Here is a 22663-nt window from a genome sequence, read left to right on the forward strand (position 1 = left end):
GCAGCGCTATGCTGGGTGCATGAGCCGTCTGTTGCGCCGCCTGATCAGCCCGACCCCGCCCGCCACCGTACAGCGCGACACCGTTCGCCTGCGCCTGGAGGATGCCGAGATCGAGGTACTGCGCGTGCGTGATCCGCGTGCACGGCGCATCAAGCTGAGCGTGGACGAGCGCGGCGCGCGCCTGACCCTGCCGCCGCGGGCAAGCCTGGCGATGGGCGAACGCTTCCTGGAACAGCACCGCGACTGGCTTGCACTGCAGCTGCGCCAGTACCAGGGCCAGGGCCTGCCGGCGCCGCTGCAGCCCGGCGAAGACGGCGTGCTGCCCCTGCGCGGCGAACTGCTGCCACTGCGCTGGCAGGAAGGCCGCTATGCGCGCCTGGAGATCGACGCGCACGGCGCCTGCGTGCAGTGGCCCACCCGTGGTGGTGACGCCACCCTGCGCCGTCTGCTGCGCGAGTTCTACGAAGCCCAGACCCGCGCCGACGTCGGGCGCTGGCTGCCGAAGTACCTGCCCACCCTGCCGCGCGCACCCAGCCGCCTGCGGCTGAAGGTGATGTCCTCGCAATGGGGCTCACTGGCCCCCGACGGCAGCATGGCACTGGACCTGGCCTTGGTGCTGGGCCGCTCGGAAGCGTTCGAATACGTGCTGGTGCATGAACTCTGCCACCTGATCCAGCCCAACCACTCGCCCGCGTTCTGGCACGAAGTGGAACAACGCTTCCCCGCCTGGCGCGAGCAGCGCGACTACTTCCAGCTGGAAGGGCGACGCCTGAAGGCCATGCTCAGGCAACTGCTGTAGCACCAGCGCTACAGCAGTTGCCCACGCATTCTTCGGCAACGCGCCATGGAGCTCGCGCAGCGCGCGACCCGCTCCTGCTCTTCCTTCTTTCTTCCGTGGTGGGCACACCGGAAACTGTCGAAGGACGGGATGGGTGGGATTGCGGGGGTGTCCGCGGCATGGATGCCGCGGCCAAGCCCCCAGGGACGGGTTTACGGCGTCCCCCGCAATTCCACCCATCCCGGCCAACCTCATGATCGTGCAGACCCACCGACCACGAAGGGCTCAGCCGTTGGCCGAAACCCTCACCCCGCCCGCAGCGCCGCCGCCGCCGCCCACCGCGCCGCCACCCGCGGCGCCGTAATGCACACCGCCTGATCGGTCACCGTCGTCACCGCGCGCTCCAGCAGCTGGATATCCGCCTCATGCTGGCGCGCCACGTGCGGATCCTCGAAGAAAATCGCACGCTGGCAGCGCCCCTCCAGCACCCGGTCGGCAATCTGCGCATCACCGCCCATCGGGCCGCTCTGGTAGCGCGTCACCCACGGCGTATCACGTGGCCAGCCCCGGCTCCAGGCCAGTTCGTTCAAACGCTGGCCGGTGGTGCCCGTCGCCACCCGCTCACCGAACCGGACCAGCACATCGAAGTGCTCATCGGCGAAGGCCAGCATCGCCGGCTTCATCGCATCGTGCGCGATCAGCGCGAGCGTCTGGCCTTCGAACGCATGCAGGTCGTCAGCGCCGCCGTCTGCCGCCAGCCCGGCGTGGACGCGCTCCACTTCGACCCAGTCGCGTGCGGTGGCCACGGTCGAAATGAACGGCTTGCCGTGAATCACGCACTGGCGCTTCAGCGCCGTGGCTTCCGGAAATACCGAGGACGGATCGACCGGGTCGATCAGGTAGATCGCGCCATCCAGTGTCCGATCCGGACCCATGCCAACGACTTCGGCGACCAGCTTCATCAGTCCACCCTCGCGACCGTAGGGATAACGGTGCAGGCCCGCGTACCCGGCCAGGAAGCCCTGTCGTTCGATCGCGTCATGGGTGCGACCGACCGCATGCAGCGACACGCCCAGCTCGCGCAGGCCGGCCTCGCTGCTGCGCAGCCAACGGAACAGCGCGGCGCGCGCGTCGTGGTGATGAAGACGGTTGGCAGCCAGGCCGATGCGCATCGAACGCTCCGCAGTTACGGGTGAAGGCGGCAGTGTATGTCGGCATTCCCCTATCTGGATGCTTTTACAACTTTCTTCATTGCCGTCGGTCCGCACGTCGATAGCGTGGCAGGCAGCGGTACCGCAGCGCGGCCGTTCCTTCCGCCCGCGAGATGAGGATGCCTACCGTGAATGTCGCCGGCTTCCCGGCAGCCATTGCTGTCATGGCCAGCCTGCTGCTGCCTGCCACGGCCTCCGCCACGGGCTGCAGGACACCGCTGCGCATCGCCTGGCCGTCCGACCGCGCACCTTTGTCGTCCAGCGAACAGGGCGAGGCCCGGGGGCTGGGCGCGGCGTACCTGAAGCTGCTGGGCGGGCAACGGCCACTGCAGCTGCTGCCCGTGCCGGCCGACAGCGTGGACCGGGACGAGCTGCCGGCCGGCACCCAGGCGCTGCTGGGATGGCCCCGCTCGCAATTGCCCGCTGGATGGGTGGTCAGTACGCCCTACCTGCAGCTGCCACAGGTGATCGTGCGCCGGGAAGACGCGTCGCCGGTGCTGGGCCTGGAAGATCTGCGTGGACGCACCGTGGCCAGCCCCAGCCGGATGCCGCTGCAGGGGCTGCTGGCCGAGCAGGCCGTGGGTGCACAGCTGCTGCCACCGGCAGCGCTGGACGATGCACTCCCGCTGCTGGGCACCGGATTGATCGATGCGGTCGTCGCCAACCTCGGCGACGTCGAGGCCGCATTGCGCCGCTACCAGGGCGATCCACTGCTGATCGCTGCGCCGGCCGGTTTCGACGATGCCCTGGTGCTGGCGACCACGCCCGCCTGCGCCGATGTCATCGTCGGCTTCGAGCAGGCGCTGTCGCAGCTGACCGATACCGAGCGCGAACAGATCCGCGCGGACTGGCTGCCGGACCGGCCGCGTAATTCCCCGTCATCGTCGCCCCTGCGCTGGCTGGTGCCGGCCTCGCTGATCCTGCTCGCCCTGGCGCTGGTACATGCCTTCGGCTACTGGCGGGTCCATCGCGAGAGCGTGCGCCGCCGAGTCGTGGAGCAGCGCCTGCAGGAGGTGACTGCGAACCTGCCGGCGGTGGTCTACCAGGCGCGTCGGTCGGCGGGCGGCCATTACAGCTTTCCGCAGATCGCCGGTGACGTGCAGGCCCTGTTCGGAATCAGCGTGGAGACCGCGCGGATCGATCACCAGCGGTTGTTGGCCGCGGTCCATCCGGACGACCGCAACCAGGTGATGGCCTGTGTCGAGACGGCTGCATTGGCGCGTGGCCCGATCGACGTCACTTTCCGCACCCGTTCGCCACAAGGGTGGCGATGGGTGCGTTCGCATGGGCGGCCGTTGCCCTGCGACGACAGCGACGTCGAGTGGAGCGGCTATTGGATCGACGTCAGCGAGGTGCAGTCACGTACCCGCGCGCTGGCCGACGCGCGCCGCCAGGCCGAACAGGCAGCACAGGCCAAGGCGCACTTCCTGGCAACGATGAGCCACCAGATCCGCACCCCGATGAGCACGCTGCTGGACATGCTCGAACGGCTGGCGGGCAGCAGGCTGGAAGCACACCAGCAGCAGGTGCTGGCCACGGTCGATGATGCCGCGCGGATGTTGCGGCAGATCCTCGACGATGTCCTGCACAGCCAGCGCCTGCAGGGCGCACCACTGCAGCTGCGGCCCATCGATCTGGCGGCACTGGTGCGCGCGGTGCAGCAACTGCTGATGCCGGTGGCCGCCAGCCGCGGCCTGCACCTGCAGGTGGTGCTGGATCCGGAGATGCAGCCGGGATCGCTGGCCGACGGCCTGCGCCTGCGCCAGATCCTGTTCAACCTGGCCGGCAACGCATTGAAGTTCACCCGGCAGGGCCACGTGGAACTGCAGGTGCAGGTACTGCAGCAGCGTGACGGCGGCCAGCGGCTGCGCCTGCAGGTGAGCGACAGCGGCGTGGGCATCAGCGAGGAACGCCAGCAGGCGGTGTTCGCCGCCTATACCCAGGCGGAGCGCTCGACCACACGGCGCTTCGGCGGCAGTGGGCTGGGCCTGGCGATCTGCCGCGAGCTGGCGACCTCGATGGGCGCGGAGCTGCAGCTGCGCAGCTCACCCGGGAAAGGCACCACGGTCTGGCTGGATCTGGACCTGGATGCCTGCGAGGCACCCGTGGCTGCACCTTCGGCGGCGGTTGCGGACGAGCGTCCATTGCCGGCGTCGCGCGTGCTGGTGGCTGAAGACCATCCCACCAACCTGCATCTGCTGGAGCAACGCCTGTGTGCGCTCGGGCTGCAGGTCCACGCCTGTACCGACGGACGGTCGGCGCTTGCAGCATGGCAGGCGCAGCCGTTCGAGCTGGTGATTACCGACTGCCACATGCCGGGCATGGACGGCTTTGCGCTGGCGCGGGCGATCCGCGCCGATGCCTGCCCGGCGCGCGCGCAGGTGCCGATCATCGCGCTCACGGCCAGCGTGATGGAAAGCACCCGCGAAGCCTGTCGTGTGGCTGGCATCGACCACTTCCTGGCCAAGCCGGTGGAGCCGCACGTATTGCGTGCGCTGCTGGCGGTACTGCTGGTGCCGGACTCAGTGGGCCAGTAGCCGCACGATGCTGGCGGCGGCGTCGCGGCCCTCGGCCACGGCGGTCACTACCAGATCGGCACCGCGCACTGCATCACCACCGGCGAACAGGCGCGGATGCGCGGTCTGGAACGGCAGGCGGTCCTTGCCGCCGGCCACGATGCGGCCGTTGGACTGGCCTTCCACGCCATGCTCGGACAGCCATGCCGGCAAGGTCGGCGAGAAGCCGAAGGCGATGATCACCACGTCCGCTTCCAGCAGCGATTCGCTGCCCTCGATCGGCACCGCGTTCTGGCGGCCGTTGGCATCCGGTTCGCCCAGCCGGGTCTCGACCACGGTCACGCCGATCACTTCGTCATCAGCACCGGCCTCGATCGACAGCGGCTGGCGGTTGAACAGGAAGCGCACGCCTTCCTCGCGTGCATTGGCCACTTCGCGCGCGCTGCCCGGCATGTTCGCTTCGTCACGGCGGTAGGCGCAGGTGACCTTGGCTGCGCCCAGCCGCACGGCGCTGCGCACGCAGTCCATGCCGGTATCGCCGCCACCGAGCACCACCACGCGCTTGCCGTTGAGATCGGGCAGGGCGATGGTGTCTTCCCAGCCGGCGATCGGCCGGCCCTCAGGGTCATCGCCACTGACGATGCGGCTGTTCTGCACCAGGAACGGCAGCGCCGGCAGCACGCCCTTCAGGTCCTGGCCGTCGAGGCCGCCATCGGTGTAGCGGTAGGCGCCGGTGCCGACGAACACGGCGTCGTGGCTGTCCAGCAGCTGCTGCACGCTGACATCGCGGCCGATCTCCACGCCGAGGCGGAACTGCACGCCCATGCCTTCGAGCACTTCGCGGCGGCGATGGATCACGTCCTTGTCCAGCTTGAAGCTGGGAATGCCGAACTGCAGCAGGCCGCCGATCTGTTCGTAGCGGTCGTAGACCACGGCGGTGATGCCAGCGCGTGCCAGGCGGTCGGCACAGGCCAGCCCGGCGGGGCCGGCGCCGATCACCGCCACGCTGTGGCCGGTGGGCTGTACCGCGCCCAGGTCCGGGCGCCAGCCGCTGGCCAGCGCGGTATCGACGATGTACTTCTCCACCGCGCCAATGGTCACCGCACCGAACTCTTCCAGCGTGCAGCTGCCTTCGCACAGCCGGTCCTGCGGGCACACCCGGCCGCACACTTCCGGCAGCGGATTGGTGCTGTGGCACAGCGTGGCCGCCTCGTGGATGCGGTTTTCCTGCACCAGCTGCAGCCACTGCGGAATGGCGTTGTGCACCGGGCACTTCCAGCTGCAGTAAGGATTGCCGCAGTCCAGGCAGCGGCCGGCCTGGTACTGGGCATCTTCCTTGCCGAACTTGCCGTACAGCTCGCCCCAGTCGCCGGACGTGCGCAGTTCCACCGGAATGCGCTGCGGCATGGTGCGGGGCAGGTCGAGGAACTGGAAGGCGTGCTTGCGGCTCATGGCGGGCTCTGGAATGCGAGGGGGAACGTTGCCGGCCAGCGGCCGGCACTACCGGAAAACATCACGCAGCGCGTCGCAGGGTTTCGGTCAGCGACTCGATGCTGGCGGCCTTCGGTTTGACCAGCCAGAACTTGCCGATGTAATCGCGGAACTCGTCCAGGATCTGCTGCGCCCAGATGCTGCCGGTCAGCTCGCGATGGCGGCCGATCAGGCGATGCAGATGCTGGCGGTAGTTCTCGAAGCCCTCGGCGGAGACGCGATGGATGTCGATCAGCTCGTGGTTGTAGCGATCGACGAAATCGCGGTCCACGTCCAGCACGTAGGCCAGGCCGCCGGTGAAGCCGGCGCCGAAGTTCAGGCCGACCTTGCCCAGCACCAGCACCACGCCATCAGTCATGTACTCGCAGCAGTGGTCACCGGCGCCTTCCACCACCGCCAGTGCGCCGGAATTGCGCACCGCGAAGCGTTCGCCCGCGCGGCCGGCGGCGAACAGCTCGCCCCCGGTGGCGCCATACAGGCAGGTGTTGCCGATGATGGCGGTGCTGCGTGCCTCGAAGCGGGCGCCACGTGGCGGGCGCACCACCAGGCGGCCACCGGCCATGCCCTTGCCGACGTAGTCGTTGGCTTCGCCTTCCACTTCCAGGTGCAGGCCACCGACGTTGAACGCGCCAAAGCTCTGCCCGGCGCTGCCGCGGAAGCGCAGTTCCAGCGGCGCCTCGGCCATGCCCTGGTTGCCGTGCGCGCGCGCCACTGCACCGGCCAGGCGGGTGCCGATGCTGCGGTCGGTGTTGTGGATCAGGAAGCGGTGTTCGCCGCCGCGCTTGTGCTCGATGGCGGGGGCCAGCAGGCCATCCATCTGCGTGGCCAGGCTGTCCGGCGATTCGTACAGCCGCTGCGCGGCGCAATGGCTGCCCTCGTAGCGGCTGTCGGCCAGCAGGCGTGACAGGTCCACGCGCACGCCATCACGGGGCGCTGCCTCGATCTGTCGCAGCAGGTCGGTGCGGCCGACGATCTCTTCCAGCGAACGCGCGCCCAGGTACGACAGCCAGCCGCGCACTTCTTCGGCCAGCAGGCGGAAGAAGTTCTCCACGCGCTCGGGCTGGCCGGTGAAGTGGTTCTCGCGCAGGCGTTCGTCCTGGGTGGCCACGCCGGTGGCGCAGTTGTTGAGGTGGCAGATGCGCAGGTACTTGCAGCCCAGCACGATCATCGGCGCAGTGCCGAAGCCGAAGCTGTCGGCACCCAGCAGTGCGGCCTTGACCACGTCCAGGCCGGTCTTCAGGCCGCCGTCGGTCTGCAGCAGGGTGCGCCCACGCAGGTCGTTGGCCAGCAGCGCCTGGTGCGCTTCGGCCACGCCCAGTTCCCACGGCACGCCGGCATAGCGGATGGAGCTGACCGGCGAAGCGCCGGTGCCGCCGTCATGGCCGGAAATGGTGATCAGGTCCGCGCCGGCCTTGACCACGCCCGCGGCAATCGTGCCGACGCCGGCATGGCTGACCAGCTTGACCGAGACCAGCGCGGTTGGGTTGACCTGCTTGAGGTCGTAGATCAGCTGCGCGAGGTCTTCGATCGAATAGATGTCGTGGTGCGGCGGCGGTGAGATCAGGCCGATACCCGGCCTGGCATAGCGCAGGCGGGCGATCAGCTCGTTGACCTTGTGGCCGGGCAGCTGGCCGCCTTCGCCGGGCTTGGCGCCCTGCGCGACCTTGATCTGCAGCACCTCGGCGTTGACCAGGTACTCAGCGGTGACACCGAAGCGGCCCGAGGCCACCTGCTTGATCTTGCTGCGCTTTGCGGTGCCATAGCGGGCGGGATCCTCACCGCCTTCGCCGGAATTGCTGCGGCCACCGAGGCGGTTCATGGCAATGGCCAGCGCCTCGTGCGCTTCCGGCGACAGTGCGCCCAGGCTGATCGCAGCAGTATCGAAGCGCGGGAACAGGGTACTGGCCGGGGCGACCTCGTCCAGCGGCACGGGCGTGGCCGCTGGAACCAGTTCCAGCAGGTCGCGCAGCGCCGACGGCGGCCGTGCATGCACGGCATCGCAGTACTGCTGCCACGCACGCGGGTCGCCGCTGCGCGCCGCGCGCTGCAGGGTGGTCACCACGTCCGGGTTGTACATGTGGTACTCGCCGCCGTGCACGTACTTCAGCAGGCCGCCAACATCCACGTCCTGCTGTGCGTCCCAGGCCTGCGCGCACAGCTCACGCGCGTCGGCGTCCAGGCGGGCGAAGCCGGCGCCGCCAATGCGCGAGGCGGTATCCGGGAAGCACAGGTCCACCACGTCCGGTTCCAGGCCGATGATCTCGAACAGCTGCGCGCCGCGGTAGCTGGCCACGGTGCAGATGCCCATCTTCGAGATGATCTTCGACAGGCCCTTGTAGACGCCCTTGCGGTAACGGCGGCCGATCTGCGACTGCTCACCGCCCTTGCTCAGCTTGAGGATGCCGCGGCGGCCCAGATCGAACAGGGTCTGGTAGGCCAGGTACGGATACACCGCGGTGGCGCCGAAGCCGAGCAGGCAGGCCATGTGGTGCGGGTCGCGCGCGGTGCCGGTCTCGACGATCAAGTTCACGTCGCAGCGCAGGCCCAGGCGCGAGAGGTGGTGGTGGATGGCGCTGGTGGCGAGCAGGGCATGCACCATCGGCCGCCCGGCCACCGGGTAGCGGTCGGACAGCAGCAGCATCACCATGCCGTCGCGTGCGGCCTGCTCGGCTTCGGCGCAGATGCGCTCGATGCCGGCACGCAGGCCCTCGTCTTCGCTGTAGGACAGGTCGAGCAGGCGATTGGCCTGCACGTACTGGTCCATCTTCAGCAGCTGGCGCAGCTTGCGCTGGCTCAGCACCGGCGAGTTGAGGATGACGTGGTTCACCGTCTCCGGGCCGGCATGGAAGATGTTGGTCTCCCTGCCGAGCTGGGTGGACAGGGACATCGCGCAGTCCTCGCGCAGCGGGTCGATCGGCGGGTTGGTGACCTGCGCGAAGGCCTGGCGGAAATAGTCGTACAGCGGTCGGCTGCGCTGGCTCAGCACCGCCATTGGCGTGTCGTCGCCCATCGAGCCGGTGGCTTCCTGCTCGGTCTCGGCCAGCGGCCGCAGCACCTGTTCCACTTCCTCGCTGCTGAGCTGGTACAGCTTGTGGTAGCTGCGCAGGGTGCCTTCGTCGAAGGGTTCTTCCACAAGCGAAGGGTCGATCAGTTCGGTCTGCAGGTAGGTCACGCCCTGCTGCAGCCACTGCTTGTACGGCGCGCGACCACGGTTGATGCGGTCCACCGCGTCGGAGTCGAGCAGGTCACCACGCTTGAGGTCGATGGCCACCATTTCGCCTGGGCCGAGCTTGCCCTTGCGCACCACGCGCTCGGTCGGCACTTCCCACACGCCCGCTTCGGAGGCGACCAGGAAGTGGCGGTCGGCGGTCAGCATCCAGCGCGCCGGACGCAGGCCGTTGCGGTCGAGGGTACACACGGCGTAGCGGCTGTCGCAGGCGACGATGCCAGCCGGGCCGTCCCACGGCTCGCTGTTGAGGCCGTGGAATTCGTAGAACGCGGCCAGGTCCGGGTCCTTGAATTCCAGCGACTGCGTGGCCGGCGGCACCAGGATGCGCAGCGCCTGGATCAGCTCCATGCCACCGGCGACCATCAGCTCCAGCATGTTGTCCAGGCTCTGCGAATCCGAACCGTGCATGGAGATGACCGGATCGAATTCGGCGATGTCGAAGCGCGGGGTCTTCCACACCTTGCTGCGCGCCTGCGCCCAGCGCCGGTTGCCTTCGATGGTGTTGATCTCGCCGTTGTGGGCGAGCATGCGGAACGGGTGGGCCAGCGGCCAGCGCGGCAGCGTGTTGGTGGAGAAGCGCTGGTGGAACACGATGGCGCTGGAGGCCAGTTCGCGGCGCTGCAGGTCCGGGAAGAAGCGGCTGAGCTTGTCCGGCAGCACCATGCCCTTGTAGCTGATCGCATCCGGGGTGAGGGTGGTGACGTAGAAGTCGGTGTGTTCGCGAAGCAGCTGCTCGCTGCGGCGACGGGCCAGGAACAGCGCCAGCGCGAAGCCGGCATCATCCTGGCCGACGCCGGCGTCGACGAACACCTGTTCGATGCGCGGCAGCGTGTCGCGCGCCAGCTGGCCGCAGACGCTGTCGTCGGTCGGTACCTCGCGCCAGCCGGCAACCTTGCAGCCCACCGCTTCCACCTGCGCCTGCAGCTGCGCGCGGCAGGCCTGCGCCGCGTCGGCGTCGTGCGGCAGGAAGACCAGGCCGGCGGCGAAGCGTGCGGAGACCGCGATACCGGCTTCGCTGGCCAGCAGTTTCAGGAAGGCATCGGGGCGGCGCAGCAGCAGGCCACAGCCATCACCGGTCAGGCCATCGGCGGCGACACCGCCACGGTGGGTCATGCGCGAAAGCGCGGCGATGGCGGTATCAACCAACAGGCGCGATGGTTGATCGTCGAGCTGGGCGACCATGCCAAATCCACAGGCATCGCGCTCGGAGCGCGGGTCGTAAAGCCCTTGGCGGTTGCGGGGGGCCATCTCTACCTCGATGCGTATAGGGTTGGCGGCGACACTCGTCCCCGCTCATTCCCTGGAGCGCATCGTGAGGCCACCGGATGCCTCGACTAGATCACAGGTTGCTGCAACGCCGCAATACACGGTTGCAGGTGCAACAGAACGCGCCGGCAACCCAGTGCCGGCGCGGGGCCGGAGTCAGCCGCAGCGCGCGCCGCTGACGGCGCCCTTGGCGTCCACTTCGATGTTCAGGCGGTCGCCGAGGAACTCCATCGTGGCCACGTCGTTGGGCTTCAGTACGCGCACCTGGCTGGCACCTGCATCTTCCTGTGCCTGTTTGCCCAGTGCATCGGTGTAGGCCTGGCCGACCAGGCTCTGCACCTGGCTGGCATCGCAGGTACCGACCGGCGGTGCCTCGGTGGCCTTGCCGGCTTCGTCGGCCGGCGCCTTGGCGGCTTCGGCGGCCTGCTGGGCATGGGCCGTGGCCGAATCCTGTTCATCCAGCGCCGGTGCCTGGCAGGCGGTCAGGGCCAGCACGGCCGGCAGCAACAGGGCGGAGAGCGAACGGGCGCGAATCGGGAACGACATCATGACTCCGGAAGGGGTTGTGAAGACCCGAGCATAGCGGCGAACCGGCCCTCACGTGTTTGTCTTGTGTTATCGACAGGATCGCGGCATGGCGACAGCGACACTACAGGCATGCCAACCCCCTCCACCCCCGAACGACAGGCCGCGCGCGCGGCCGGCCTGCACTATGTCGACGACACTCAGCCGGGCATCAGCCGGCGCCGCGCCGGCAAGGGTTTCAGCTACCGCGATGCTGATGGCCACGCGATACGCGACGCCACCACCCTGCAGCGCATCCGTGCGCTGGCGGTTCCGCCCGCCTACACCGCCGTGTGGATCTGTGCGCACGCCAACGGCCACCTGCAGGCCACCGGCCGCGATGCACGCGGGCGCAAGCAGTACCGCTACCACCCCGACTGGGCGAAGGAGCGCGATGCCGGCAAGTTCGACCGCATCATCGCCTTTGGCGAGGCCTTGCCCACGCTGCGGCGGCGGTTGTCGCGGGATCTGAAACGGCCGGGGTTCCCGAAGGAAAAAGTGCTGGCCATGGTGGTCGCGCTGTTGGCCGACACGCTGGTGCGGGTCGGCAATGAAACCTATGCGCAGCAGAACCGTTCGTTCGGTCTGACCACACTGCGCAACCGCCATCTGGAGCTGTTGCAGGGGGGCCGGGTGCGCATGCGCTTCCGCGGCAAGTCCGGGCAGCTGCAGGAGGTGACCGTGGGCGACCGCAGGCTGGGGCTGCTGGTGCGGCGCCTGCAGCAGCTGCCGGGGCAGGCGCTGTTCCAGTACCGCGATGACGACGGTGCGCTGCAGCCGGTGGATTCCGGCGCGGTGAACGATTACCTGCGCGAGGTGATGGGCGAGGACTTCACTGCCAAGGACTTCCGCACCTGGGGCGGCACCGTGGCGGCGGTGCAGGCGTTTGCCGCCACCGAGCTGCCGGAACCGGCCAGCCAGCGCGCGCTGGCGCAGGCGCAGCGCGCGGTGGTGTGCGAGGTGGCAGCGCTGCTGGGCAACACGCCTGCGGTGTGCCGCAAGGCCTACATCGACCCTTGCGTGTTTGCCGGCTGGGAGCGCGGTGAACTGGCGAAACTGGCCGGCCTGCGCGGGCCGCGCCAGTGGGAACAGGCTACCCTGCGCGTGCTGCGCAGGGCGCGCCGGCTCAGCCGCAGTAGATCGCGGTGATGTTGTTGGTGCGGCCCTTCTCGATGGTCAGGCGGTCGCCGCCTTCGCTGGCCGGCGGCACCCGCGGACCATCATGGCGCAGCACCCGCACGTGCAGGCTGTCGCTGTCCACGCGTGCGCGGGCCACGGTGGCGTCCGAAGCGGCCAGGCCGAGTGCGCCGCGCACCATGTCGCTGTGGCACTGCCCGGAAATGACGCCGTCGATCGGCTGCACTTGCGCCATGGGCGTGCTGCTGCAGGCGGCAAGGGCAAAGCAGGCGGCGGCGGTGGCGATGGCATGTTTCATGGAGGCATTCCTTGTGTGATTGCGTGCAGGGTGCGACGTCAGACGTGGTGGCGGAATGAATGCCGTGCACATCGTGGACACGGCGCGCTCACCGCCGCCAACAGCGTGGGTGGAGACACTGCAGGAGCGGCAAGGGCCGCCCCCGGTAGTGCCGGCCGCTGGCCGGCAGCCCCTTTCCCTCCCGAGGAGACCTGCATGGCCACCACCAAGAAAGCCCCCGTCCGCCGCAAAGCCTCGCCCAAGGTGCGCAAAGGCAGCACCGCAAGCAAGACTGTCGCCGCCCCCGATCGCCCGCGCGTGGTGAAGACTGCCACCCGCAAGGCGGCCGCCAGCGATCCACGCGCAGCGCGCGTCGCGGCCCGGCAGCGGCGCCTGCAGGATCAAGAAAAGGCCAAGGACGTGCGCGCGGCAAAAAAAGCAACGAAGAAGACCGCGACCCAGGCCGGTGCGCGCCGGCAACCGGAGGCGATGCCGGCGCAGCAGCTGGCCAAGCCTGGGCATGAACACGAACTGGAGCTGGCGCCGCGTTTCCTTGCACCGGACTACGCCGGCAGCGGCAAGCTGCAGGGGATGCGCGCGATCATCACCGGTGGCGATTCTGGTATCGGCCGTGCGGTGGCAGTACTGTTCGCCCGCGAAGGCGCCGATGTGGCGGTACTGCACCTGGACGAGGCCGAGGACGCGGACATCACCCGCCAGCACGTGGAGCGCGAAGGCGGTCGCTGCGTGGTGATCGCCGGTGACGTGCGCGATCCGCGCTTCTGCAACAAGGCGGTCAAGCAGGTGGCCAAGGCGTTCGGCGGCATCGACATCCTGGTCAACAACGCCGCGTTCCAGCTGCATTGCGAGCGGCTGGAAGACCTGGAAGACGCGCATCTGCAGGAAACCCTGCAGACCAACATCGGCGGTTACATCCAGATGGCGCGCGCGGTGCTGCCGCACCTGGGCGAGGGTGCCAGCATCATCAACACAGGATCGGAAACGGGAATCTTCGGCAGCAAGGCGCTGATCGACTACTCGGCCACCAAGGGCGCGATCCATGCGTTCACCAAGGCGCTGGCCAGCCAGCTGCTGCCACGTGGCATCCGGGTCAACTGCGTGGCGCCGGGGCCGGTGTGGACGCCGTTGAACCCCGCCGACAAGCAGGCCGAAGATGTTGCGGAGTTCGGCAAGGACAGTGACATGGGGCGGCCCGCACAACCCGAAGAACTGTCGCCCGCCTATGTGTTCCTGGCTTCGCCGGTCTGTGCCAGTTACATCAGCGGGGTGATCCTGCCGGTGATGGGCGGGCCGCGGGGATGAGGCCCGCAGCCGTTGCGGCAGGCGTGTAGAAATCGGCGATGCGTGGAATGAAGCGCTGCGGATTGGCACCGACCAGGTTGGTCAGCACCACCACCGCCACGCCTCGCGCGGGGTAGACCACGAAGGCCGAGCGCGCGCCGCCGATGCCGGCCACCTGCAGGTCGGGCGCTGCCTGCAGCACCGGCCAGCCGCCGGCCCACGGACCGGCGCGGCCATCGGCCAGAGGCTCGACCGACCACATCCGCCGCCGTGAGTGGTCCTGCAGCAGGCGGCCTTCGGTCAGCGCGACCAGCCAGCGTGCAGTGTCGTCGGCGGTGGTGAGGATGCCGCCGCCGGCCCATAGGCTCGGCGGGATGTCGTAGAACCAGTGCGACAGGCGCGGCGGAGCGTCGGCGGCATCGGTCGCGCGCGGCGCCAGGCTGTACATCGTCGCCACATCCGGAATCAGGTCGTAGCTGTCGCCGAAGGTCGTGCGCGCCATGCGTGCGCCGCTGAACTGGCCCGTGGTGAGGAAGCGCTCGTAGGACATGCCCGATTGCTGCGCGATGATCCGCGCCAGCAGCACGTAGTTGGTCTGGTTGTAGGCAAAGCGCTGCCCGGGTGGCGCTTCGACAGGGCGCACGGTGACCGCCGCCCATGCCTGCGCTTCGGACCCACCGCCCAGCAGGCCATTCGCATCGAGGATGTCCGGCAGGCCCGAGGTATGGTCGAGCAGCTGGCGCACGCGTACATCCTTCCATGCTGCTGGAAGATCGTGCAGGTAGCGCGAGGCGGGTGCATCCAGTTCCAGTCGCCCCTGCTCCGCCAGCTGTGCGATGGCGACTCCGGTGAAAGCCTTGGTGGCTGAATTGAGCGGGAAGCGGGTGTCACGCGAGGCGAGCACGCCGTTCTCCACGTTGGCCAAGCCATAGGTTTCGGAGAGCACGATCTGGCCGTCCTTGACCACGGCCAGCTGCAGCCCGGGGATGCGCTCGTCCAGCATGATCTGGCGGATCAGCCGGCGGGTCTGGTCGTTGGCCTGGTCCTGGTTGGCAGACACCGCGGCGAAGGGCAGGGCACTGATGAGCATGAGCACGACTCGAAGCGTTGGGCGGAACATGCGGGATTCCGGAAAGGCGTCGAGGGTCGGATGCACCGGCGGCGGAAAAGGTTTAACCGCCCCGGATGGTCCTACCGTTCGTCGGCCCATGACTTCCGGGGGGTTGACTACAGTTGTCGTCAAGCTGACAGTGACGACACGTGTAGTCAAGGGAGTGGTGTCATGCGTGGCAAGACGATCGGGGACCAGGAACTGGCCCTGCTGCAGTACATCGATGAACATGCGCCGGCCAGCGTGGGCGAGGTCGCCAGCGGCTACGGCGAGGCCCGTGGCCTGGCCCGTTCCACCGTGCTGACGATGATGGAACGGCTGCGGGCGAAGGGCTATCTTCAGCGCCGGCAGCAGGACGGCGTCTACCGCTACCAAGCCACCCGTGGCCCGCAGAGCGTGCTGCAGGGTGCCGTGGCCCAGTTCGTCGACAACACCCTGCAGGGCTCGGTGTCGCCGTTCGTGGCCTACCTGTCGCAGCGCCAGCAGGTCAGCGACAACGAGCTGGCCGAGCTGGAAGCGCTGGTTGCCCAACTCCAATCGCGTCGCCACGAGGGTTGAGCCATGGACACCACGATGCTGATCCCGATGCTGGAACGGCTGGGCTGGACCAGCCTGCAGACCGTGCTGCTGGTGGCCCTGGTGTATGGCCTGTGCCGCGCGCTGCCGTCGCTGTCGGCGGCCACCCGCTGCCGCCTGTGGTGGCTGGTCTCGCTGCAGGCCGTGCTCGGCCTGTTCTGGAGCCAGCCGTTGCAGTTGGCCTGGCTGCCGGCACCGCAGGCGGTGGCGATGACCGCCACTGACGTTGCCGCTGATCTGGTCTACCCACTGGTGCCGGAAGCCTCGGCGCAGCTGCTGGCGACAATGCCGATGACTGCACCGGACGTGCCGGCAGTGGCGTGGTGGGCCGTCGCGTTGGCTGCGCTATGGGCATCGGGCGTACTGCTGACGGCCCTGCGCACTTTCAGTGAGTGGCGCCGCTGCCGCGCGTTGCTGGCTGCCGCCTATCCCTGCGAGGACGAAGCGCTGGTGCAGGCTCTGCAGCTGGCCTCCGACGCACACGGCGTGCGCCCTGCACCGCGGCTGTGGATGAGCACGCAGGTGGACTCGCCGCAGCTGGTCGGGCCGTTCCGCCCGGTGCTGCTGCTGCCGGCAGGCGACAATGCCCTGCAGGGTGACGCGCTGGACCTGGCATTGACCCACGAACTGCAGCACCTGCAGCGGCGTGACCTGCAGTGGGGCCTGCTGCCCGCGTTGGCGCAGCACCTGTTCTTCTTCCACCCGCTGCTGCGCCTGTCGGTGCGCGAATACGCCCAGGCCCGCGAGGAAGCGGTGGATGCGGCCGTGGTCGGCCAGCACGGCGCGAGCCGCCAGGCTTATGGCCGCCTGCTGCTGCAGCTGGGCGTGGCCCCGCAGCCGCACCTGGGTGTGGCCAGTGCCGCACCGAGCGCCACCAGCCTCAAGCGTCGCCTGCTCTCGCTGCAGTCGCGCCGGTCCTGCCCGCGCCTGTTGGCGGTGGCCCTGACGGCCATCGTGGTGGTGGTGGGCGTGGCGCCGATGCGGCTGGTCGCAGCGCCGGTGCCGCCTGCACCGTCCGCGCCGCCGGCTGCGCCGAAGGCCGTGGTGCCCACGCCGCCGGCGCCGAAGGTTCCGCCTGCACCGCCGATGTCGGCGCGCGCGCCGGCGGTGCCGGTGGCCCCTGCGCCGCCCGCCGAGCCCGCCGACGTCGAGGAGCTGTCCGGCCCGGATGATGCGGATGTGGCAGTCGACGTGGATGTCGACGTCGACCCCGGCATCGACGGCGGCCGCAGCACCTCGCGCAGTTCCTCCATCACCACCTACGGGCGGCTGGATCTGGGCACGTCGCCGCCGCAGGCGTTCGTGCTGGTCGATGGTGATTCAACCTTCGCCAACGGCGGCATCGACGACGTGACGCTGGCCCGCAAGCAGCTCGGCAAGGGACCGGCGCTGTGGTTCCGCCAGGGCAGTGAGCGCTACATCGTGCGTGACCCGATGCTGATCCAGTCGTTGCAGCGTGCCTACGCGGGTGCGTCCGACCTGGGGCAGCAGCAGAGCGCACTGGGCCGCCAGCAGAGCGCGCTTGGTCGCCAGCAGAGCGCACTCGGCAAGCAGATGGGCGAGATGGGCCGGCTGCAGGGTGAGGAGGCGCGCCGTATCGCGTTGGTGGCGGTCGAGGCTGCGCGCAGTGCGATGAGCGCGCACGACATCAATCGCGAAGCCGCCGCCGAAGCCGCGAAGGCGGCACGCGGGGCGACCAGCGACGCCGCAGTTGCGCGTGAAGCCGCCCGTGAGGCGGCCGCCGAGGCACGTCGTGCGATGCAGGAAGCCCGCAGCCAGGCCGCACAGTCCAGCCGCACCCGCGACATGAACCGCTTGGCCAGCCAGCAGGCCGAACTGGCCAGCCGCCAGGCGGCGCTGGGCAGCCAGCAGGCCGCGCTGGGCGAACGCCAGGCGCAGGTGCACGCGCGGGCGGCACAGCAGGCGCAGCTGGTGATCGCCCGCGCATTGGCCAGCGGCAAGGCCGAGCGCCTCTGATCGGTAGTGCCGGCCAGCGGCCGGCACTACCTTGGGACATCAACCGCAGCTGGCGCGCTCGATCCTGTTCTGCGCGTCCACCTGCACGGTCACGCGGTCCTGGCGGAAGTCCATGGTCACCGCCATGCCGGGTTTGACTACCCGCGCACCGCGCGCGCCGCTGTCAGCCACCAGCTTCTTGATCGTGGCTTCGTCGGCGGTCTTGCCGGTGAAGGCGTCCAGCGCCTCCGGCCTGCATTCGTGCGCGGCATCGGCCACGGGCGCCGGCGCGGGATCGTGGGAGGTGCTGCTGCCAGCGTGACTGCAGGCGGCCAAGGGCAGGATGGCGAGCAGGACCAGGGGACTGAGGCGCATCGTCGGGCTCCAGGCGTGGATGGTGGCGGCAGTGTCACCGCTGTCACCGTCAGGGCATGTCAACGCGGCCCTGCGCCGTTACTGCCCGACCAGTGCCAGCGTCTCGCGCTCGCGTTGCTCCTCGCGTACCAACCGTTGCAGCAGCAGGGCCAGGGTCACTACGTCCTGGTGATTGTGGTCGGCCACCCGGCGCAGGTTCACCGCGTCGCCGCCACGCAGGAAACGCAGCCATGCGCCCGGGGCTTCCGAGCCCGGCAGGTCGTCCTCGCGCACCACGCGCAGCAGCTGGCGTTCGATGGTGGACAGCTTGCAGTTCTCCCACGTGCCGCGATAGCGGCGGCGCGTGGGATAGAGCAGGTCGACGTGATCCAGTGCGGTGATCGGGCAACGTTGCCGGGCCAGCCGGTAACGCGCTTTCAGCAGCGGTGCGTCATAGCTGCGGCCGTTGTAGCTGCAGAACACGGTGGACGGTTGCAGCCAGCCGGCGAAAGTGGCCAGCATCGCGTCCTCGGCGGCCATCGTGGCCATCAGCAGCTGGCGGATGCGCAGGCCTTCGCCACGCTGTGGGCACACATGCCAGTCCGCAGCGCCGATCATGAAGGCGCGGGTGCCGGTGCCGCCGGCCAGGCCGGTGGTTTCGGTATCGAAGAACAGCAGGTCGCGCGCGGCCACGTGCTGGCCTTCGCGACGGGCGAAATCCAGCGACAGCGGCTGCGCCGGGATCGCCTGCGGCTGCAGCGATTCGATCAGGAACAGGCCCGGTGCGATCTCCTCACCTGGCAACTGACGGTCCTGTGCGCTGGCGCGAGCCGGTGCGGGGCCGCCGCGCGTGCGCAGGCCGAGCAGGCGATGCAGGCTGCCCACTTCGGGCCGACGCAGCGCGGGCTGTGCCGTGGCAGGTGCCGCAGCGCCGGTCGGCTTGTGGCGGATCTCCTGCTCGACCCAGGCGAACACCGAACGCTCGGCCGGTGGTTGCCGCGCATCGTTGGCGGCCACGGGTGCCGGTGGCGCAGGGGGCACGTCGGCCGCAGCCGGTGTGCTCGCCTTCGGGTCGCCGGCCTGCCTGCGCAGCAGGCGCAGCTTGTCCAGGCTCAGGCTCACGGCGCCAGCAGCTCCATCGGATCGCGCACGGGCACCACCACGTCGGGTACATGCTGGCAGGCATCGGCATCGAACAGGTCGAGCACGCGCAGTGCCAGCGCGCGCGGCGAAGTCTCATCCTCTTCCTGCGCGGCCAGGACGGGGCCGACACAGGCCGGGCAGCCGGCCTTGCAGTCGCAGCGCTGCACCAGTTCGCGCGCGCGCTGCACCAGTTCGGCCTGGCGCTGCCACAGCGGTTCGCTGAGGCCCACGCCACCGGGGAAGTTGTCGTACAGGTACACGGTGGGCACGAACTCCTGCAATAGCTCGACAACGCCAGGATCACCCTCGCTGCCACGCAGCTGGCCACGGCCGCTCTGGTCGGCGATCGCGAACCAGGAACCATCGCCGTTGCCGACCGACTTCTGCAGGTCGCGCGCATCGGCCATCACCGCCACGGTGGCGACGATGTGCAGCGCATACGCTGCGCCGAGGAAGCCATCCAGCGCATCCTGCTTGCTGGCGAACGCGCGCAGCAGCAGCGCCTGTGGCAGCTGCCACCACACCGCCGTGGTGTGCAGTTCCTGGTCGGGCAGGTTCACCGGCCCGTAGCCGATGTTTTCGTGGGTGTAATAGCGGATCTTCTTGTAGCCGGCTACGCGGCGTACCACGTGCACTTCGCCGTGGTGCGAATCACCACGGCCGGCCACGCCGCCATCGAAGCGGTCGAGCACCTTGAGCTTGGTGAAGTCGATGCTGTCGGTGTAGTAGTCCACGTGGGTGCGGGTGACGTAGGCCTTGCGCCCGTCCCAGTCCAGCGTCTCCACCTGGTACGGAGTGGACTGCACCATGTGGATGGCGCCTTCGTACAGGGTGAGTGCGGCGGCGGAATAATCGACCTCGGCGATGATCTGCTGGCGGCCATCGCTGCGGTCGACCACCACGAAGTTGCCGTCGGCCACCGCGCGCAGGCTGACCGCATTGGCGGGATAACTGTCGGCGATCCATTCCCAGCGCTCGCCTTCGCGGTGGATCACTTCGGTCTCGGCCAGCGCTTCCAGAAACACTTCCGGATCGATCGGGCCGAAGCCATCGCCGACCCGGAACGGCAGCTCGAAGGCTGCGCAACGGATGTGGTCGAACAGGATCAGCGGCTGGTCCGGCGCGATGCGCGCGTGCTCGGGCGAGGCTTCGGCGAAGAAGTCCGGATGTCGCACCACGTACTGGTCCAGCGGCTGCGAACTGGCCACCATCACCCCCAGCGCGGGCTGCTGGCGGCGACCGGCGCGGCCGAAGCGCTGCCAGGTGGCGGCCACGCTGCCGGGGTAGCCGTTGAGGATGACCACGTCCAGGCTGCCGATATCCACGCCCAGTTCCAGCGCCGAGGTGCTGACGATGCCGTCGATGTTGCCGGCACGCATCGCGCGCTCGGTCTCACGCCGCTCGGTGGGCAGGTAGCCACCGCGGTAGGCGCGGATGCGCGGCGGCTTGCGCGGGTCGTGGTCGAAAATGTCCTTCAGGTACTTGGTCAGCACTTCCACCATCAGGCGTGTCTGCGCGAACACCAGGGTCTTCAGCCCGGACTTGATCGCGATGCGCGCGATGCGGTTGCTCTGCGATCGCGCCGAGGCGCGCAGGCCCAGGTCCGGATTGATCACCGGCGGGTTCCACAGCAGCACCTGCTTCGGCCCGCTGGGCGCACCGGATTCGGTGATGGCGGTGACCGGCGCTTCGATCAGCGCCTCGGCATGTGCCTGCGGGTTGCCGATGGTGGCCGAGCACAGGATGAACTGCGGTTGCACGCCATAGAACGCGCAGATGCGCTTGAGCCGCCGCAGTACATTGCTGACATGGCTGCCGAACACCCCGCGGTAGGTGTGCACTTCGTCGATGACGATGTAGCGCAGGTTCTCGAAGAACTGCGCCCACTTGGTGTGATGCGGCAGGATCGCCTGGTGCAGCATGTCCGGGTTGGAGACCACGATGTCGCCGTGCAGGCGGATGGCCTGGCGTGCATCGCCGGGGGTGTCGCCGTCGAAGGTGAAGGCCTTCACCCCGAGGTCGCCAGCGCGGTTGAGTTCCAGCAGCTCGGCCACCTGGTCCTGGGCCAGTGCCTTGGTCGGGAACAGGTACAGCGCCTTGGCTTTGCCCTGCATGGCCGCGCTGACTACCGGCAGGGTGTAGCACAGCGACTTGCCGCTGGCGGTGGGGGTGACGATGGCGACGTGTTCGCCGCGCTGGCTGGCCTCCCACGCCTCGGCCTGGTGGCTGTAGAGCTGTTCGATGCCACGCGCCTTCAGCGCGGCGGCCAGCGCCGGCGGCACCGACGCGGGAATCGGCGCGTAGCGTCCTTCGCGGCCGGGAATGGCGAAGCTGCCGGTGATGCGGTCCTGGTAGCGGCGCTGCAGGCGCGCGCTGAGCAGGGCGCCGTCGCGGGCGGGCAGGCCGTCGCGGGTAGCGAGCTTCTGCTCGGCGTCGGCGGTGCGCTTGGCGAGTTCGTAGGCCATGGAAAGTGGAGCCGGGACGGATTGCGAGGGGTCACATGGCACCACATCCACGTCTCAGGATGTGAGACATCGCGCGCGAAGGGCGTGAACCGTTCAGTGCCACGGGTCCGGACGCTGCGCGATGTCCGCGTCAAGCGCCTCGCTGCGGCGGAGGAACTGCACCATGCAGACCACAAACCGCACCGCGTGCCAGCCCAACGCCAGCAATGCCACCGCCTGCCAGCCAGACGCAAGCGGCCAGCCCGGCTCCAGGCGCTGCGACCACGGCATCCAGGCGGCGCCGAAGACCAGCACGCACAACAGCAGGCCCAGCCACGCCAGTTGCCAGAACGCTCCCGTGGGCGGATAGCGCCGTCGGTCGCTGGCCAGGCACCACGCCGTGCCAGCGCCCAGCACTGCGCCGTCACAGGCGCGCACATCCAGCAGCATCGAGCGCCCGCGGGAGAATGCCGCAGCGTGCTCCCAATTCTCTGGAAGCTGCACACGCCGGTCATTGCCCAGCAACCACACCCGTGATGTCTGGGCAGTACGCTGGTACGCGCGCAGGCGCCCGCGTACCCGCAGCACGCGCTGCGCTGTCGCAGGGCCGTTGCGGCGAGGGAAGCCCTGCCAGGCCGCAAGACCGGCGATGGCGAGCAACGGCATGGCGAGCAGGCCCGGGACGCCGGTGGCGGCCCACAGCGCCAGTGCGGCAATCAGCAGCGGGGACGGGCGCAGGCCGGGACCCCGTCGCATCGAGATTTCTTCGGGTGTCTCCAGGCGCTCGCCACAGACGCGGCTGGTGGCTGCATCCGGCCGTGCAGCAGCGATGCTGAAGCCATTGAGACGCACCACCATGGCCACGTGATCACCCAGTACCACGTCAGCTTCATTGTCTTCCGAGAGGTAGGGCCATGCCTGTCTTGGCACCAGCACGGGAATGCCACCCAGGAAGCCGTCACCGACCGGGAAGCTGTTCCGCCACGCCCCACCGGTGAAGGCGCCATGCAGCCGCTTTACCTGGTCGTCGTGGTCGCAGCCGGTCAACGCGCGCACCGGTGCCAGTGCCATGTGTTCGTCCGCGCCCAGCGTCCGCAGCGTGCTGCTGCGGCGCAGCGAGGCGATGCCGGCGCGGACACGCGATGTCCATTCGGCGGCGGTCGCGGTGACCACCAGGCACACGACCGCCAGACCCACCAGTACTGCCGCGCGCGACATCAGCAGGCGACTGGCCGACGCGGCGGGCGTGTGGAGGGAGCTGTCATCAGGGATGGGCCTTACCGGGAAAATCGCAGGATGCCGTCCCCG

The 22663-nt window shown here is 69.1% G+C and carries 16 protein-coding genes; 6 read left to right on the plus strand and 10 right to left on the minus strand.

The window, feature by feature from the left end; translation table 11 throughout:
- The first annotated feature begins 19 nt into the window (after positions 1-19).
- Positions 20-799: a M48 family metallopeptidase gene (locus AC5P8D_RS19240; RefSeq protein ID WP_010487316.1), complete on the plus strand. Its 780-nt coding sequence runs from the start codon at positions 20-22 to the stop codon at positions 797-799.
- Between the two features lie 284 nt (positions 800-1083).
- On the opposite strand, the gene AC5P8D_RS19245 is transcribed toward AC5P8D_RS19240, so the two are convergent.
- On the minus strand, positions 1084-1950 hold the full coding sequence (locus AC5P8D_RS19245) for a hypothetical protein (RefSeq protein WP_019661978.1): 867 nt from the start codon (positions 1948-1950) through the stop codon (positions 1084-1086).
- A gap of 167 nt (positions 1951-2117) precedes the next feature.
- On the opposite strand from AC5P8D_RS19245, the gene AC5P8D_RS19250 reads away from it, so the two are divergent.
- Positions 2118-4526 (plus strand): ATP-binding protein, encoded by a 2409-nt coding sequence (locus AC5P8D_RS19250; RefSeq protein WP_191851389.1) that lies wholly within the window; start codon positions 2118-2120, stop codon positions 4524-4526.
- Here the strand turns inward: AC5P8D_RS19250 and AC5P8D_RS19255 are convergent.
- The 3 genes from AC5P8D_RS19255 to AC5P8D_RS19265 all read right to left on the minus strand — a co-directional run bounded on the left by AC5P8D_RS19255 (position 4512) and on the right by AC5P8D_RS19265 (position 11037).
- Positions 4512-5957, minus strand: a complete 1446-nt coding sequence (locus tag AC5P8D_RS19255) for an FAD-dependent oxidoreductase (RefSeq protein ID WP_010487309.1) — start codon at positions 5955-5957, stop codon at positions 4512-4514. The genes AC5P8D_RS19250 and AC5P8D_RS19255 overlap by 15 nt on opposite strands.
- A 61-nt stretch (positions 5958-6018) precedes the next feature.
- Entirely contained in the window at positions 6019-10473 is a 4455-nt protein-coding gene (gene gltB / locus AC5P8D_RS19260; protein WP_043397829.1) for a glutamate synthase large subunit, read from the minus strand.
- Positions 10474-10647: 174 nt separating this feature from the next.
- The gene (locus AC5P8D_RS19265; RefSeq protein WP_029380146.1) at positions 10648-11037 is read right to left on the minus strand and encodes an I78 family peptidase inhibitor; all 390 of its coding nucleotides are present in this window, start codon (positions 11035-11037) and stop codon (positions 10648-10650) included.
- A gap of 111 nt (positions 11038-11148) precedes the next feature.
- On the opposite strand from AC5P8D_RS19265, the gene AC5P8D_RS19270 reads away from it, so the two are divergent.
- Positions 11149-12204, plus strand: coding sequence for a DNA topoisomerase IB (locus AC5P8D_RS19270; RefSeq protein ID WP_329841186.1), 1056 nt, complete (start codon positions 11149-11151; stop codon positions 12202-12204).
- On the opposite strand, the gene AC5P8D_RS19275 is transcribed toward AC5P8D_RS19270, so the two are convergent.
- On the minus strand, positions 12182-12490 hold the full coding sequence (locus AC5P8D_RS19275; RefSeq protein WP_126560669.1) for a hypothetical protein: 309 nt from the start codon (positions 12488-12490) through the stop codon (positions 12182-12184). The genes AC5P8D_RS19270 and AC5P8D_RS19275 overlap by 23 nt on opposite strands.
- Before the next feature lie 195 nt (positions 12491-12685).
- Between AC5P8D_RS19275 and AC5P8D_RS19280 the strand changes: the two genes are divergently transcribed.
- Positions 12686-13792 (plus strand): SDR family oxidoreductase, encoded by a 1107-nt coding sequence (locus AC5P8D_RS19280; RefSeq protein WP_043397836.1) that lies wholly within the window; start codon positions 12686-12688, stop codon positions 13790-13792.
- Here AC5P8D_RS19280 and AC5P8D_RS19285 read toward each other — a convergent pair.
- Positions 13749-14861 carry a serine hydrolase domain-containing protein gene (locus AC5P8D_RS19285; protein WP_043397841.1) on the minus strand — a complete coding sequence of 371 codons (1113 nt, stop codon included), beginning with the start codon at positions 14859-14861 and terminating at the stop codon, positions 13749-13751. The two genes, AC5P8D_RS19280 and AC5P8D_RS19285, sit on opposite strands and share 44 nt — an antisense overlap.
- Before the next feature lie 192 nt (positions 14862-15053).
- On the opposite strand from AC5P8D_RS19285, the gene AC5P8D_RS19290 reads away from it, so the two are divergent.
- Positions 15054-15440, plus strand: coding sequence for a BlaI/MecI/CopY family transcriptional regulator (locus AC5P8D_RS19290; RefSeq protein WP_019661969.1), 387 nt, complete (start codon positions 15054-15056; stop codon positions 15438-15440).
- A gap of 3 nt (positions 15441-15443) precedes the next feature.
- Complete coding sequence (locus AC5P8D_RS19295) at positions 15444-17435, plus strand: M56 family metallopeptidase (protein WP_049453923.1); 1992 nt, start codon at positions 15444-15446, stop codon at positions 17433-17435.
- A gap of 39 nt (positions 17436-17474) precedes the next feature.
- Here the strand turns inward: AC5P8D_RS19295 and AC5P8D_RS19300 are convergent, their stop codons facing one another.
- The 4 genes from AC5P8D_RS19300 to AC5P8D_RS19315 all read right to left on the minus strand — a co-directional run bounded on the left by AC5P8D_RS19300 (position 17475) and on the right by AC5P8D_RS19315 (position 22573).
- On the minus strand, positions 17475-17789 hold the full coding sequence (locus tag AC5P8D_RS19300; RefSeq protein ID WP_164193200.1) for an I78 family peptidase inhibitor: 315 nt from the start codon (positions 17787-17789) through the stop codon (positions 17475-17477).
- Between the two features lie 78 nt (positions 17790-17867).
- Positions 17868-18890 carry a ribonuclease H-like domain-containing protein gene (locus tag AC5P8D_RS19305; protein WP_125437933.1) on the minus strand — a complete coding sequence of 341 codons (1023 nt, stop codon included), beginning with the start codon at positions 18888-18890 and terminating at the stop codon, positions 17868-17870.
- The gene (locus AC5P8D_RS19310; protein WP_019337487.1) at positions 18887-21376 is read right to left on the minus strand and encodes a DEAD/DEAH box helicase; all 2490 of its coding nucleotides are present in this window, start codon (positions 21374-21376) and stop codon (positions 18887-18889) included. Before AC5P8D_RS19310 ends, AC5P8D_RS19305 begins: the two co-directional genes overlap by 4 nt.
- Positions 21377-21469: 93 nt before the next feature.
- The gene (locus tag AC5P8D_RS19315; protein ID WP_248854179.1) at positions 21470-22573 is read right to left on the minus strand and encodes a hypothetical protein; all 1104 of its coding nucleotides are present in this window, start codon (positions 22571-22573) and stop codon (positions 21470-21472) included.
- Positions 22574-22663 lie beyond the last annotated feature (90 nt).

This window comes from Stenotrophomonas sp. YJH_SMC_101-4, from assembly GCF_059370395.1.